The 15,454-nt window shown below is 28.9% G+C and carries 14 protein-coding genes; 8 read left to right on the forward strand and 6 right to left on the reverse strand.

Annotated features, from left to right (window positions below; all coding sequences use genetic code 11):
* The first annotated feature begins 3 nt into the window (after positions 1-3).
* The 6 genes from AXG55_RS01995 (at position 4) to AXG55_RS02020 (ending at position 5,935) form a co-directional block, all read left to right on the forward strand.
* Complete coding sequence (locus AXG55_RS01995; protein WP_233231307.1) at positions 4-786, forward strand: ABC-2 family transporter protein; 783 nt, start codon at positions 4-6, stop codon at positions 784-786.
* Entirely contained in the window at positions 787-1,563 is a 777-nt protein-coding gene (locus tag AXG55_RS02000; protein ID WP_148696475.1) for an ABC-2 family transporter protein, read from the forward strand.
* Positions 1,564-1,616: 53 nt separating this feature from the next.
* Positions 1,617-3,221, forward strand: coding sequence for a phenylalanine aminomutase (D-beta-phenylalanine forming) (locus AXG55_RS02005; protein ID WP_148696476.1), 1,605 nt, complete (start codon positions 1,617-1,619; stop codon positions 3,219-3,221).
* Positions 3,222-3,240: 19 nt separating this feature from the next.
* The gene (locus tag AXG55_RS02010; RefSeq protein WP_148696477.1) at positions 3,241-4,080 is read left to right on the forward strand and encodes a phenylalanine 4-monooxygenase; all 840 of its coding nucleotides are present in this window, start codon (positions 3,241-3,243) and stop codon (positions 4,078-4,080) included.
* Positions 4,081-4,219: 139 nt separating this feature from the next.
* Entirely contained in the window at positions 4,220-5,329 is a 1,110-nt protein-coding gene (locus tag AXG55_RS02015; RefSeq protein WP_233231308.1) for a serine hydrolase domain-containing protein, read from the forward strand.
* Positions 5,330-5,407: 78 nt separating this feature from the next.
* Positions 5,408-5,935, forward strand: coding sequence for a hypothetical protein (locus tag AXG55_RS02020; RefSeq protein WP_148696479.1), 528 nt, complete (start codon positions 5,408-5,410; stop codon positions 5,933-5,935).
* Between the two features lie 98 nt (positions 5,936-6,033).
* Here AXG55_RS02020 and AXG55_RS02025 read toward each other — a convergent pair whose 3' ends face one another.
* The 3 genes from AXG55_RS02025 to AXG55_RS02035 all read right to left on the reverse strand — a co-directional run bounded on the left by AXG55_RS02025 (position 6,034) and on the right by AXG55_RS02035 (position 8,394).
* Entirely contained in the window at positions 6,034-6,996 is a 963-nt protein-coding gene (locus AXG55_RS02025) for a class I SAM-dependent methyltransferase (RefSeq protein ID WP_148696480.1), read from the reverse strand.
* Positions 6,997-7,019: 23 nt separating this feature from the next.
* Positions 7,020-7,946: a chemotaxis protein CheX gene (locus AXG55_RS02030; RefSeq protein ID WP_233231309.1), complete on the reverse strand. Its 927-nt coding sequence runs from the start codon at positions 7,944-7,946 to the stop codon at positions 7,020-7,022.
* Positions 7,947-8,022: 76 nt separating this feature from the next.
* Positions 8,023-8,394: a hypothetical protein gene (locus tag AXG55_RS02035; protein ID WP_148696482.1), complete on the reverse strand. Its 372-nt coding sequence runs from the start codon at positions 8,392-8,394 to the stop codon at positions 8,023-8,025.
* A 121-nt stretch (positions 8,395-8,515) separates the two neighbouring features.
* Between AXG55_RS02035 and AXG55_RS02040 the strand changes: the two genes are divergently transcribed.
* Complete coding sequence (locus AXG55_RS02040) at positions 8,516-10,249, forward strand: M3 family metallopeptidase (RefSeq protein WP_233231310.1); 1,734 nt, start codon at positions 8,516-8,518, stop codon at positions 10,247-10,249.
* 5 nt (positions 10,250-10,254) lie between these two features.
* On the opposite strand, the gene AXG55_RS02045 is transcribed toward AXG55_RS02040, so the two are convergent.
* The 3 genes from AXG55_RS02045 to dnaX all read right to left on the reverse strand — a co-directional run bounded on the left by AXG55_RS02045 (position 10,255) and on the right by dnaX (position 13,500).
* Positions 10,255-10,890, reverse strand: a complete 636-nt coding sequence (locus tag AXG55_RS02045; RefSeq protein WP_148696484.1) for a glutathione S-transferase family protein — start codon at positions 10,888-10,890, stop codon at positions 10,255-10,257.
* 163 nt (positions 10,891-11,053) lie between these two features.
* Complete coding sequence (locus AXG55_RS14780) at positions 11,054-11,395, reverse strand: hypothetical protein (RefSeq protein WP_233231311.1); 342 nt, start codon at positions 11,393-11,395, stop codon at positions 11,054-11,056.
* Positions 11,396-11,577: 182 nt separating this feature from the next.
* A complete protein-coding gene (gene dnaX, locus AXG55_RS02050) occupies positions 11,578-13,500 on the reverse strand; it encodes a DNA polymerase III subunit gamma/tau (RefSeq protein ID WP_233231312.1) in 1,923 nt (640 codons plus the stop codon).
* A 548-nt stretch (positions 13,501-14,048) separates the two neighbouring features.
* Here dnaX and AXG55_RS02055 point away from each other — a divergent pair.
* Positions 14,049-15,452, forward strand: coding sequence for a hypothetical protein (locus AXG55_RS02055; protein WP_148696486.1), 1,404 nt, complete (start codon positions 14,049-14,051; stop codon positions 15,450-15,452).
* The last annotated feature ends 2 nt before the right edge of the window (positions 15,453-15,454 follow it).

The following is a 15,454-nucleotide window of genomic DNA, read 5'->3' on the forward strand; positions in this document are numbered from 1 at the left end:
TTTTTGAATTCAAAAAAGCTATTCAAATTTATTAAAATTTACTCATATGAAGTTCTTTCTAATAAGGGATCTATATTTAGTGAGTTAATTGCTAGCCTTTTCTTTCCTATTTTGATTCAGCTATTGACATGGACATATATTTATTCAAAGAATGATGATATTCTTTTATATTCTCGTGAAAAGATGATTTTATATATTATTATTACTGTTTTTCTTGTTAATTTAAACAATGGGCATGATATTATTTATGAAACTTCAAATAGAATAAAATCTGGATTAATTGATACATATAGTATAAAGCCAATAGATTATAATAACTTTCAATTTTTTTCATTTATCGGCAAGAATTTTATAGTAATTGTAATATCATTAATAATTATATCATCAATAAACATAATTTTTGGAAATTTATTATTTTTATTCCCTGTCATTATATTTGTTTTGGTTTCACAATATATTTGCTTTCAATTATCTTACATATTTGGATTATCGAGTTTTTGGTTTGTCAATTATGGGTTTCTTACCTTTTTATATTATTCATTAACTAATATATTTGGTGGAGTATTATTACCAATAGAGTTTTGGCCAGAACCGTTTCAAACAATTCTTAGGTATAATCCATTCAGATTAACTGTGTCAGGAATTCCAGATTTAATTTTAAATCCAAATATCTATTCTTTTCTACAACTTTCAGCACTATTTTTATTTTATGGTATATTATTTAACTTAATAATTAAATATTTAAAAAATAAAGCTATAAATAAATACATCTCATATGGGGGTTAAATGTCAATAAAAATTTTATTTAAAACTTTATATTATAATTTTAAAACAGAGTTGAGTTATAAATTTGATTTTATTAGTGATTTTATTTTAACATTATCTTATTATACTTTTATACTCTATCTTTTTAAAATCATATTTTCTTATAATAATTCTTTTGATTTTTGGAGAATTGAAGATTTTTATATTTCTTTTTTAGTATTTTTATCAATGAATTTTATTTTAGAAGCTACAAGTGATTCTTTAAATGACTTTTTTGACAAGTTATTTCAAGGAAAAATTGATTCATATTTGTGTAAGCCGATTAAATTTTATTTTTTAATTTTTATCAGTTTTATGATGCCTACAAAAATTTTAATCGCAATAATTTTTAATATATATATGTTTTTTTACTTATATTTTAATAATTACTTTAATAGTTTTAAAAATTTAATATTGTTTTTAGTCTCTATTATAATTGTAAATATTATAAATATATTATTTACATTTATAATTCACTCATTAACTTTACTTTCAGATAAAAATTTATCTGTTGGAGTTATACAGTATAATATTATGCAATTGTGTTTTGTACCGCCAACAGTATTTAGTATAAGCACATTGACTACATTGGTCATAATATTACCAACAATTGTAAGTTCTGCTATTCCAGTATTAATCTTAATATACAGCAAATATTATTTCTTGTATTTATTGTTAATACCATTAATAATAATGACATTAATATCAATTATTATTATCAAAAAATTTATGAATTTTGTAAGATATTTTGGAGGATAAATTAAAATTTAGTAGTTTTGTTTTTTTAGTGAGATTTTAATAGGGTTAGTTAAATGATATATGAAAAATTTTATGAATTAAATGGTGATTTTGTATCTAGCGAGATTTTTAACAATATAATTAATAATTTTGATTACAAGATAAAAATAAGTGATAAAGTAAAAAATAATATTGAATCTTCAAGAAGAACATTGGATAAGTTCGTCAATGAAAATCGGATAATTTATGGCGTGAATACGAGTATGGGAGGATTTGTAAATTATTTAGTTCCAACTGAATTTGCTGAGGAATTGCAAAATAATTTAATTCATTCAGTCGCTTCAAATGTGGGTCAATATTTTAATGAAGTTGAAACCAGAGCCATTATGCTAGCAAGGATAATTTCACTATCTAAAGGAGCTTCAGCAATTAAATTAAGTAATTTTCTTACTTATGTTGAAATGTTTAATAAAAATATTTTTCCTTGTATTCCTGAAAAGGGTTCATTAGGTGCAAGTGGTGATTTAGGGCCATTGTCGTTTATTGCTTTAGCTGGAATTGGAAAATGGAAAGTTCGTTATCGAGGAGAAATAATTGACGCTCAGGAAGCATTACAAAGTGCAGATATAGTACCCATGAAATTGAGCTATAAAGAGGGACTTGCGTTAATAAATGGAACTTCAGCAATGGTGGGTACGGGGCTCCATAATTGGTTTAAAGCTAGTCAATTGTTAAAAATATATGACTTTGTTTCAGCATTGTCATTTGAAGGATTAAGAACAAAATTAAAGCCTTTTGATCCTAAGGTTCATAAGAGAAAATTACATACTGGTCAATTTAAAAATGCTCAAAATATTTTTAGAATATTAAGTACAAGTAGTTTAATTATTGATGAACAAAGTGAAGAGAAAAAAATTCAGGCTCAATGCACAAATAATGTAAAATGCTTAAACCATCAAATTGAAGATGCCTATTCATTAAGGTGTACTCCACAAATACTTGGACCAGTAATAGATTCAATGGAATTTATAAAAAATACTTTAGAAAATGAATTAAATTCCAGTAGTGATAATCCTTTAATTTTATCTGATGAAAATGATGTTTTTCATAATGGACATTTTCATGGACAATATATTTCAATGGTAATGGATTATTTATCAATAAATTTAACTACTATTTCAAATCTCTCTGATAGACGAATTGATCGTTTTATGGATAAAAATAATAGTAATGGACTCCCTCCTTTTTTATGTAAAGAAAACCAAGGGCTGCGTTTGGGATTAATGGGTAGTCAATTCATGAGTACCTCAATTACTGCTGAAAATCGTTCTCTTTGCGTTCCTTTATCAATTCAAACCTTAACTTCTACAGGTGATTTTCAAGATATTGTTTCAATGGGCTTAATTGCATCTAGAAGAGCAAGAGAAATTTTAAACAACACATATTATATTGTAGGTTTAGAATTAATATGTGCATGTCAAGCAATTGATATAAGAGAAGGTCAACATTTAATTTCAGATTTATCGAAGATTTTATATAATGAAGTAAGAAAAACTTGTCCTTTTTTTAATAATGACATTTGTATAACTCCATATATTGAAAATATTATAAGCATATTGCAAAATAATAGATTTATAAATGAATTAAATGAAATTCTTATTAATCGTATTAGTAATTAAAAAATAAAGGTATTAAATAATGAATAAATTAAATAGTATTGGATTGTCCATTCCAGAAAAAAATTTTATTGTTGATATTGAACATAAAGTTATGTTTAATCCAATTTCATTTAGCCCCTCAAAAGAAGGGGCTATAGGCGATGAAATTATATCTCCAAAATATTCTGAAATTAATAATTATACATGGAAAAAGCTTTTCTATAATCAATTTAATTGTATTAAAAATGATGTATGTGATGAATTTATAAATGGAATTAATTTATTGAATATTGATAGAAAAAAAATTCCAAAACTTTCGTCAGTTAGTAAAAAACTTAAATCAATTACTAATTGGGAAATTATGCGCGTAGAAGGATTAGTATATCCAAGATACTTTTTTGAGCTTCTTGCAAATAAATTATTTCCATGTACTGATTTTATAAGAGATATTTCAGAATTAAATTATATTAGATCACCAGATATTTTTCATGATCAGTTTGGACATTTACCTTTAATTTCGGATCATAAATTTGCAAATTTTTTTCATTTATTTGGATTAGCTGGGACTAAAGCAAAAAATGATGAAGAAATTGAATGGTTTAATAGAATTTATTGGTATACGGCTGAATTTGGTATTATGAAAAATAAAATAGAAAACTCATCTAAAAAAATATATGGAGCCGGATTAATTTCTTCTAAGTCTGAATTTATGAACTTTTATTCAAATAATATTGAAGTATTTCATTTAGATATCGACTATATGGCAAAAAATACTATTGTTGATATAAATGATTTCCAAAAATACTTTTTTGAGATTGAATCATTTGAAGAGTTAGAGTATAAATTCACAAATTGGGCAACAAAAAATGAATTTTTATGAATTAATATCTGGGTAATAAGAATAATTTAATATGAAAAAATACAATTTTATTAGAATAATATTAATATTATCATTTTTTGTTTTCTCATGTAATCACAAAAAATTTCATGAAGTTAATCAAAATGAAAATATAAACAATTTGAAAAAAATTTTTGATGACTATTATTTTCAATTTAAAGATATTGAATATTTTTCAGCAGTATCATTTACTATGCAATGCAATGGTTTTAACAATAGTTTACCTATTACCTTTCAAAATGGTTATAAAATTAATAGTAATAGTTTTTCTAGTGATGAAAAAATTAATTTAAGAAGCATTTTTCAAATTGGTAGTTTAACTAAGTCAATTATATCTATTTTATTGCTTCAAATTATGAATGATCCATTATACAAAGATAAAAATATTTCGTTAGAAGATGGAATTGAAAAGTGGATTAATATTAATGATTTTCCATCTCTTTATCCTTGGAGAAATGTTACACTTTTACAATTGCTAAATATGACAAGTGGGATTCCAGATTATTTAAAAAATTCAAAATTTTTAGATACTTTAATTAATAATCCTGATAAACACTTCTCAAAAAGTGAATTGTTTAGTTTTATTGATGGTAATAATTATATTTCGGAAAGTAATTTTGAATATTCAAATTCGAATTACTTGATTCTTGGAGTAATAATTGAGAATATTACTAAAAATTCATTAGAAAATGAAGTGTATAATAGAATTATAAAAAATTACAATATTCATTCTACCTTTTTTCCTTCTCATTTTCCTGATCAAAATTTGAATATTAATCTTGTAAATGGATATTATTATGATTTTAATTCATTAATTCTACCTTTAAAAACAAATATTTCAAATTACAGTTTGTCTTATGCAAACTCAGCTGGAGGGATGTTATCAACTACAGAAGATTTTAATTATTTTATTCAAAATGTATTTAATTCAAAAAGTATTTATTTAAAGAAGTTTTTAATTGATATGGCTGTAGAAATTGAAAGAGATCACGATTTTTCTGAATTCTATTCAATGGGTTTTGGAATTAAGAAAGATTTAAAAAATGAAGAACTTTCTTTTAAGCACACTGGAATGACTTTAGGATTTCGAAGTATGTTTACATATAATCCTGATTATAATTTATCTATGGTAATTTTTGTTAATAGTAGTATTGATAATGAAAATATTGAAAAACTAATTCATTTTTTAAATGAAGAAATATATTCAAGAAATTATTGTAAAAAATTATAATTACTTTTTGTAAACGAAAATATATTTAATTAAAATTTTTTTGATTGTTTACTAATTACAAATAAAGGAAATATAAAAGTGAAGTTGACTTTGAAAGTTAATTTAATAATTGCAACTGCTGCATTTAATTCATCAATTGCAGCGCATAATTTAGATAGACCAATTGTTAATTTAAGAGTGTATTGCGCTGATAGTAATGGAAATTGGAATTGGCTAAAAACTAATGATCGTTTTGAAACTTTAAATGGATTTTGGAATACTAGCCAAAGAAGCTGTAAGTTTAATATGACAGATTATCAATCTGATAGTTATAGCTATTTTATTGCTCTGGGAGGTGAGCAAGAAATAAATAAACTTGTTACTGCTTGCAGGAAAAAATTTACGACTTTAGCTACTCCATATGTTTATTATGTAAATGGTTCATCTAGTTGGTTTCCAATTGCTTCTCATGAAAATAGAATATTAAATGGTAGAATTACAATTAAATCTATTTTGCCAACTTCCTTTATTCCTATAAAAAGTAATTTAAATTTTGATATGATTTATCCAAATAAATTATTTATCACTAAAAGTGATATTTCTAATGATCCAAATTGCTTTAAATAAAATTTCAATTTTCCGATAAATAATGTTTTTTGAATATATTAAATATTTTATATCGAAAAATATGATGAAAATTCTCAATATATAAAAGAATACAATATTTAATTCATTTTCGTTAAAAACCAAGCGTAGTGTATTTTTTCGTTTCTAAAATCTTGAGGCAAGGTTTTCTTAGTAATATTTTCAATTTTAAAATTATTTGAAAAGAGTTCATTATCAAATTTAAAGCTACGCAGGTTACAGGAAAAAATAATTTTTCCGTTTGGGGTTAACATTCTTTCGCAGTGTTTTAGAATTTCTACATAATCTTTTTGCACATCAAAGCTATCTTGCATTTTTTTAGAGTTAGAAAAAGAAGGGGGGTCTACAAATATAAAGTCATATTTTTTCGCTTTTATGCTTGCTTTAGGCAGCCATTCCATAATATTTTCGCGGAGAAAATCGTGATCATCAACTGGAATGTTATTTAATTTAAAATTTTCTTTAGCCCAATTTAAGTAAGTATTGCTCATATCCACTGTTGTAATGCTTTTTGCATTTCCCATAGCAGCGGCAATACTCACGGAACCGGTATAAGCAAATAAATTTAAGAAATGCGTATTATGTGCGTTCTTTTTTACAATTTGTCTGGTTTTTCTATGATCTAAAAATATTCCACAATCAAGATAATCAGATAAGTTTACAATAAATTTCATATCTCCTTCATGAATAATTTCTGTAATACCTTGCTCTGTTTGTCTTTCGTATTGTGAAATTCCTTTTTGCTTTTTTCTCACTTTTAAATAGATATTATTTTCTTCAACGCAGAAAACATTTTTTAAGGTAAGAATCACTTCGTCTAATTGAAGCTTATCTGCCATTTCAAATTCTTCAGGCATGTCTTTTTGATTTTGTGAGCGTTCATATTGATATAAAACCACGGATTTAGAGTATAAATCTACAGCAAAAGGATATTGAGGAATATCCTTATCATAAACACGGTAGGCGGTGATATTTTCTCTTTTTGCCCATTTTTTAAGGAAATTATAATTTTTAATAATTCGGTTTTTAAACATTGATTCCATTGTGTTCCATCTGCATTTCGACGTTAAAATAGGATAAGTTGGCCTTCTTCCACCACAACTTGAAGTTTTTCAGGTGCGACAGGCTCATAACTGTCATTGATTTCAAGGCAAAATTCAACAAATATTCCTGCCACTTTTTCAAACAAAAAAGGGATTACCAAAACAGGTGACGAGCTTTTATAGTCTAAAATGTGAAACGGGTCGGTTAAAACAGAGGGTACGGTAATTTCGAACGTCATGCTTTTTTTCTTTAAAAACTGTTGCTTTGCTCTACCCATAATTTGGTTGCAAAGTTCACCGCACATATCTGCAATGGCTGTGTCATCTGTTTTCGCATTGGGTCCTAGCATTTTATATAAGCAAGATATGAGGATTTTTTTTGTTACGTTAATGGACATGGAGCCTTTGATTTGAGAACTCGAGAGACCAATTACAGCACTGATTTCGCTTAGGCTGTCGTTTCCTGACTTCAGGAAAGGCTTTCCTGCATTGACGCTTATGCTTCCTATGGATTCAAAAACATGGATGGTGGATTCTAAAAATATTTTCAAAATATCGGGTTCAAAGGCTCCATGATCTCCTTTATTGGGATTGATAGCATATTGAATTTTTTCAGATAATAATTTGTAGCGATAAGGTTTCACAAAAATATGATTAATACCAAGAGAACTAAATTTATTTAAATCTTCTTTATTAGGTGATGATGTTGTTATAATAATGTTTGTATTTGAATGTGCAGGATTTTTTAAAAATGAATTAATAATATCAATGCTACTCATTTCTTTGAAGCTATGGTCAACAACAACCAAATCAAATTTCGACTCTGCAAGCACTTCTATTAGAGGTTTTGAATTATCAAAAAAATAGGCTTCATGGCCATCTGTAGACAAAAAATGGCTTAAATTTTCTATCGATTTTTTGGAGGATTCAGCAATAAATAATTTTGCCATATTAATTTCCAAGAGTAACATCCATAAATTAAAATGAAGCTCACCCTCAACAACCTCTCAGTCGATTTCCTTTCATTTAGTTCTCAATTCTTGGTAAGGCATATTCTTCAAATAAGCCCCAGCAACGCATATCTTTACTATAAAATGCCAACATAATTCCCACATCTGACCAATATTTGTACCTTGCATTCCAATAGGTGTAGTAACGGAGAAATAAGTTTGATGTCTTTCCGCTGACTAAGGAATCAGGAGTAGGCAAAAAGTCGTCAATAAAGTAACACTCTCCCGCTTGTTCTAGGCGCAAAAATGGCAAGTTCACAGGAGTGGGAGGGGGACCTCTGACTACGGGGGGAGTGTTGCATCCATTTATTAAAAGACAAAAAAGAGCGAAAATAACAAGTCTTTCTCGTCTTATCTTTTTTGTGTATGTTGATAAACGCGATTGCATTTAAGCTCCTTTCTTACAAGCTAATTATCGGAAAGGTTTATCATTTGTTTAATTGCTCGAACTATAAATTTTAATTTTTTTGTGTGCGATGCGGCTTGCTTCTTCAGATGGAAAGGTGAAAATGTCTAATCACTACAATCTCCCCCTTAGAAAAAAAAGACTTTATTTAAGTGAAGAATTTAATCCTCTTGATAAAAATGATGTCAAGCAACTCATCGCATCTTTATCAAGTGAAATTCCAACGGATTTTAAAAGTGCAGCTTATTGGTATGGATTATTTCATGAAGCCTCCTGTGCTATTTCTGAGGCTCATACAAAATTAGAGCTTAAATTGAGTTTTGACTTTCATGATAAAGAAGCAGAAAAAGAGTTGAATGTTTTTGAAGAGCATATTTTATCGCAACTTCTCTCTGTGCGCAGTGAATTAATGGATATTTATTCTAATTCTCCCTGGCGCAATGCTATGCATGTTTATGATAATGATCGTGTTATAAAAGACTTATCCGTAAGAAGAAGTTATACAAATAATGAAATTTCATCGTTGCAAATCGAAGAAAATCAACTGATTCGTGAATATAAGAAGTTTGCTCATGGTGCGAAAACCCTATTTGAGGGAAGAAGCACTCTTGTTTCGGCAGTGATTGGAAAATTAAATGATAATGATCTTTACATAAGAAAGTCGGCATTTTTATCTTATTGGAATTTTGTGAAAACAAATGAGGAAAAATACCAAGAAATATTTGAATCTTTATTAATAAATAGAAAAAAGCAAGCGGAATGTGTAAAAGCGCATGATTACATTGATGTTGCTTTTGCTGAATTAGGGCGCATTGATTATGGAAAAAATGAATGTGCTGAATTTAGAAATTCTATTTTACATGAAGTTATTCCCCTTGTAAAAAGCTTATCTGTTTTGCAAAAAGAATCCTTAAAATCCGATTGTATTTCTCCCTGGGATATTTCTATTTGGCCTCAACTTATGCCTGAAAAATCTCCTGCAAATGGAAATTTAAATAGTTTAATGGCAGCAATGCAAAATATCACTTCAAAAATTCATCCTGCCTTTGGTAAACTCTTTCATGAAATGCAAAAAAATAATTTAATTGATGTGTTTCCTAGACAGGGAAAAGCCCCAGGCGCTTTTTGCGTGACTTTTCAAGAAAGCGGTTATCCTTATGTTTTTGCGAATTTCGGGGGATCTTTTCGTGATGCTATGACCTTTATTCACGAGTTTGGCCATGCTATTCATGGATATGCGGTGTCAAATATCGGTAATGTTTTATTAAGGCATCCAGGTTTTGAATATTGTGAAGTGGCCAGTATGGGGCTGGAGCTTTTAGCTAGTCCTTTTTATTCTGACTTGTGGGTAAATAAAAAAGACTCACAGAAAGCTCTGTCTTACCAACTCTTTCAAATGCTCAATTTTTGGCCTTTTATGGCCATGATGGATGAATGGCAGCATAGAGTATATTCTTTAAAAGAAATTCCATCGGCAGAACAGCGGAATAAAATATGGAGTGAAGTATCTAAAAAGTATCGTCCTCATGTGAATTGGGATGGTTATGAAGACTTCGAAGAACTCGGCTGGATGAGTCGTCCTCACATTTTTACATCACCATTTTATTATATTGATTACGGTATTGCTCAGTCTGGAGCTCTACAACTTTGGAAAAAAAGCAAAGAAAATTATTCCATAGCAGTGCAAAATTATATTTCTGGTTTAAGCTTAGGTGCGCAAAAATCATTACAAGGGTTGTTTGAAGCTACGGGAATAAAATTTGATTTTAGTAGAAAAATAATGAAAGAACTCTCTCATGATATTGAAAAAGAAATTATGAAAATATGTGAGCAGTAGTTTTATTAAGGAAGATAATCCGTTAAATTTTCTTTTTTTAAAACATTTTGTACTGCAGGGCGTTCAAAAACTCTTTTCATATAACTTGTTATATTTTTATGCCCGACAATGCTTATTTTTACCCACTTTGTCCATCCTAAAATAGTAAAAAGATAAGCGTCGGCAATGGTAAAATGATTGCCTATAATATAATCTTTTCCTACAAGATTTTGCTCAATATAATCAAGTAATGAGTGTATTTTCTTTGCTGCAAATTCTTTAATTTGATTTTGAGCTGATTCTGTATCTGCCATTTCCTTAGATTGAAAAAAGGGGCTAAAAGCTTTTTGTAAATCAGAAGCAACAAAAGCAACCCAGCTCATAGTTTGATTACGCTCAAAGGAATCCTTTTCTGCTAGGAGCTTTGCTGTTGGATTTTGATCTGCTAAATATTCAAGAATAGCAGCATTTTGGGTTAAGGTTTTTCCTTGTTTTGTTATTAAAACGGGAACTGCTCCTAAAGGGTTAACTTTATTAAGTTCCGCGACATTCTGATCTCTTTTCCAACTGACTTCTATAGGAGTGTATTCTAATCCCAGTTCTTCTAAAGCTATGTGGCAAGCGGTTGAACAAGTTGCGGTTGAAAAATAAAATTTCATCATTTTAATCCCTTTCTTGCAAATTGCGTTCTCGGACACTCTATCATCATTTTTTAAAATGAGGATCCATAATAAAAATAAAAAGTCATATTTATTTTCAGGTAATTAAAAATAAATATGACCTTTTAAGAGATCCTTCGCTTAGAAGTTCTATAATGAGTTTATTTTATTCATCATCCTCTTCTTCGTCGAAATCGTCGTCCTCGTAATCGTCGTCCTCGTCATATTCATCATCGTCGTCTTCGTCATATTCTTCATCATCATCGAAATCGTCATCGTAATCGTCTTCATCTTCATAGTCATCATAATCATCATCATCATCGTCGTCCAAATCATCATCTTCAAAGTCATCATCGTCGTCGTCCAAATCATCGTCGTCATCTTCGTCATCGTAATCATCATCTTCAAAGTCATCATCGTCTTCGTCATCGGCTGGTTTAGCCAATTCTATTGGCAAAATGTGTTGTTTTAAGATATTCTCATTGTTGTTATCTGCGAAAAGAACCATCAGAACCTCCAGGAATAGATCAAAATTTGTGTCACTTATATATACTTTATTTAAAAAAGCAACCGAGATATAACCTACAGTTACATACCGCAAAAAAATGTAATCAAATCTTCTTTCTCAGTGCAAGATCTAGACTCATATTTATGCTGACTTTTAAAAATCTCCTTTGGCATTAGCTATTTCTAATCTATTGAAACAATTTGAATTTCAGTAGCAAGCTTTTTTAAGCGTTGGATATGATCTTTTTCAAGCAAGGCCTTCTCTTTTTGGAGAAAGTCTAAATTTTTTTCTTGGGTATGAATTTCAGATAGAGATACGGATTTTCCTAAAGAGCTTTGCGAAACTTCGCCTTTATCAGGATAGCTTTGCGCTGTATTATACTTTTGGAAGCTCTGCATAATATTTTTTTGTGCATGGGAAATCTTGCCTGAAGTAGGAGATTTCTTTTGTAAAATATTTTGTGGATTTGCTGATTTATCCACTTTTTCATTATGATTTATGCCTTTTAAGGAGGGTTTGGGTGTATATTTACCTATAAAATCTGCATTTTGAAATTGAATTTCATAAATGCTTTCCCAATATAATTCAATGTCTTTTTCATTAAATGATAAATAACTCTGGTTTTCTGGTGAGTCAGAAAATTGAATTCTATTTTTGTCAAAATGCTCTACTTTGGCATAGCCGAGTCGTGCGGCCAGAGTTTTACTTTTTTGTTCCGTGAGTGCGACAAACTTTTTAAAGAAGCTCAAGTCAATTTGATGTGCATTTGTATTTATATTTTTGCTGGCTTGAATATCTGAAGCTGTCGTTATTACCTGTTTTTCTTGTATAGCTTGTGTTGTTGCTATTTCAGGTTTTTTGGGGGGCAAGGGAGTGCTTATATTTCGATTTATCTGCGGAGCAGATATAGGATTATTTGAAATGAGGGAAATAATTTCCGATGCCGAAAGCCAGTCTGCTCTTGAAATGCAATCGATAATGATGATTTCAGCCCATGCTAATCCCGCATTTGTTCTAGCGATGTCTCGAACGGCATTGGCAAGAAGTCTAAATATTTCGCTGATAGCTGCAAGACTTAAATTTTGGCTAGATTGTTCTAAAAAGTCGTACTCTTTAGGTAAGAGTTGCGTCAGTTTGAGAGCTCTTTCTTTATGATTTAAGCTTTTTATGATCATTGTGTTTCTAAAAAGCTGTGAAATATTGTCAAGTAGCGTAGCAATATCTAAGCTTGCTAAATCAGCTTGTTTGGTTAATTCGAGGGCTTCACCTGTATTTTTTTGGCAAATGGCTGAGAATATTTTTTCTGCTATTTCTTCGCCTTGAACACACAGCCCTTTTTTAGTTTGCTCTACGGAGATATAAGAATGGTTGCAAATAGCAATAATTTGTTCCATGAGGCTTAAAGAGTCGCGTATGGAGCCTTTTGCTTCGCGGGCAATTAAGGTGATGGCATCATCCTCAAAACCTATTTTTTCATTATTCAAGATATTCTTTAAATGTTGTTCAATGACATGTGTTTCAATTTTTTTGAATGAAAATATCATGCAACGAGAACGTACTGTTATAGGAACTTTATGTAATTCCGTAGTTGCTAAAATAAACACAACCTGCGGAGGGGGTTCTTCTAAAGTTTTTAACAGAGCATTGAAAGCTCCTGCGCTGAGCATATGAACTTCATCAATAATAAAAATTTTATAGCGTGCCGAGTTGGGAAAGAATCGTGTGGCTTCGCGTAGTTCACGGATATTGTCGACGCCTGTGTGTGACGCTCCATCAATTTCAAGAATGTCATCATGAGCGCAAGCTGTAATTTGAGTACAGTGAACGCATGTTTGGCAAGGTGTAATTGTAGGGCCTTGTGCACAGCAAAGTGATTTTGCCAGAATACGAGCGCTTGATGTTTTTCCTGTTCCTCTCGTTCCTGTAAATAAAAAAGCATGAGGTATTTTATTATGCGACAGCATTTTTTCAATAGAATTTGACACAACCTCTTGTCCTACAAGGCTTGAAAAGCTTTGGGGGCGTGTTCGTCTTGCAAGAACAATATAATTTTGCTCATTATTATCTGTAAGTTGATTCCGTTTCAAATTGATGTCTGTAGGCATACTTTGGGTACCAAGTGAAAATTTAAAAACAGGGCATAAATGGGGATATGTGGCAGAGCCATAAAGCCATTCCTTCATTTACAAGAAAGGGATAAGCCCCAATTGTTCATCAGTATGTGTGCTTGAAATCTAAAAATCAAGAAAGAGAGAGGGGCAATAATACTTTTTGCTTAAAATGGATTCGGTGTAATTAAAACAGTCAATAAGGAGGAGTATGGGTCAAAGTTTTCCAATCTATCCTCAGGCAAGGAACTATTGAGCTTTGAATGAAAGGTAACAATTCAAATTCTAGAAAAAACAAAATCACTTAATGGTAATCTATTTATAATTAATTAACATAAAATATTATCATTTTAAAATTAATTTTATATAAATAATAATTATAAAAAAATAAAACAACTGAAATAAATATTAGATTTGTTTGAGCAATCAGATTTTTATAGTAATTTAAAATTGAAGTCTAATAAAACAAAAATTTTTATATATTAGATAGATCGATAGAGGCTATTGATTTTTTTAAATTGCTAGGTACAAAGGATTGTTTTATAGTGAAAAAGAATTCAGTGATTAAGTTTTATAAATATATAATATTTTTCATTCCTATTATTGTTTTTTTGATAGCGTTAAAGCTAAATATTGACATATATATTAATATTCATTTTGTATTAACTCTTATTGCAGTTGAATTAATTATAGTTAAATTTTTTGAATTTAGAAATAACTTTGATAATTTTACAGAATCACATGCTCCAGAGGTATTAACTACAATTGGAATTGCAGGGTGTTTTATTGGTTTAATTATCGGTTTTTTTCCTATTGCAAAGATGTCGCTTTTAGAAAATGAAAATGCAGATATTTTTTCTAAAATTCCGGCTATTATTTCAAGCGTGACTCTGTCCTTTATATCATCGGCAATAGGAATTATTTTCTCTTTATTAATTAAATTTCAGCATAAAAAAATTAGCGATAGAAAGAAATTAAACTCTGAAAAAAATAAGTTAGAAATTCTAATTGAAGAAATTCAGTTACTAAATAAAAATATATTGTATTCAAGTAATTATTCATTAATTGAAGAATTTAAAAGTTTTCGCAAAGAAAAAAATGAACAATCTGCAGATTTAAAAAAGATGATTGAAATTAAAATAGATCAATTAATTGAAAATTTTAAAATTTTTTCCAATCATTTAGTTGAGAATAATATAAATGCAATAGTGAAAGCATTGAATGAAGTAGTGAAAGATTTTAATTCAAAAATCACAGGGCAATTTGGTGAGAATTTTAAAGAACTCAATTATGCAGTTAAAGATTTGGTTGTTTGGCAAAATCAATATAAAGATGAGCTTGCAATAATGAGGTTATCTCAGCAACAAGCAGTTGAAGATTTATCAAATGCTGCAAAAAGTCTTACAGATATTGTAAGTAATACAAAAATATTAAGCCAAATTTCAAATGAATTTCAAGCAATGATTGTTCAATTAAAAGCAAATTTTGATGGTACTTCAGAATCTCAAAAAAATTTCTATGAAATTCTTACATCTATGAAAAATGTAATTCCTGGATTTACTAAAAATACCAACGATTTAATATTTGACCTTGATTTAAATGTCAAGCAATTATTTGCTAATATAGAGTCCCATGAAAAGAATTTAGTTTTAAATTTACAAAAAAATCAAACCGAAATGAAAGATATTTTAATTGAATCGATAAAGGCAAATAATCAAGAAATATCATCTCTTATTAAAATTGTTTCAGAAGATATGTCTGATAAGGTTAAAATTCTTGATGCAGCTTTAGAAGCTGAATTAAATAAATCACTAGAATCGCTTGGAAGGGTATTAGGTGCATTATCGGAAAAATTTACTACCGATTATTCAGATATTACCGATAAATTCAAGAATTTTTTAAATGCAATTCAAGAGTTTAAGCCTGAAATTATGAATAGGGTAAATTGAAA

Source organism: Silvanigrella aquatica, assembly GCF_001907975.1.
Taxonomy (GTDB): domain Bacteria; phylum Bdellovibrionota_B; class Oligoflexia; order Silvanigrellales; family Silvanigrellaceae; genus Silvanigrella; species Silvanigrella aquatica.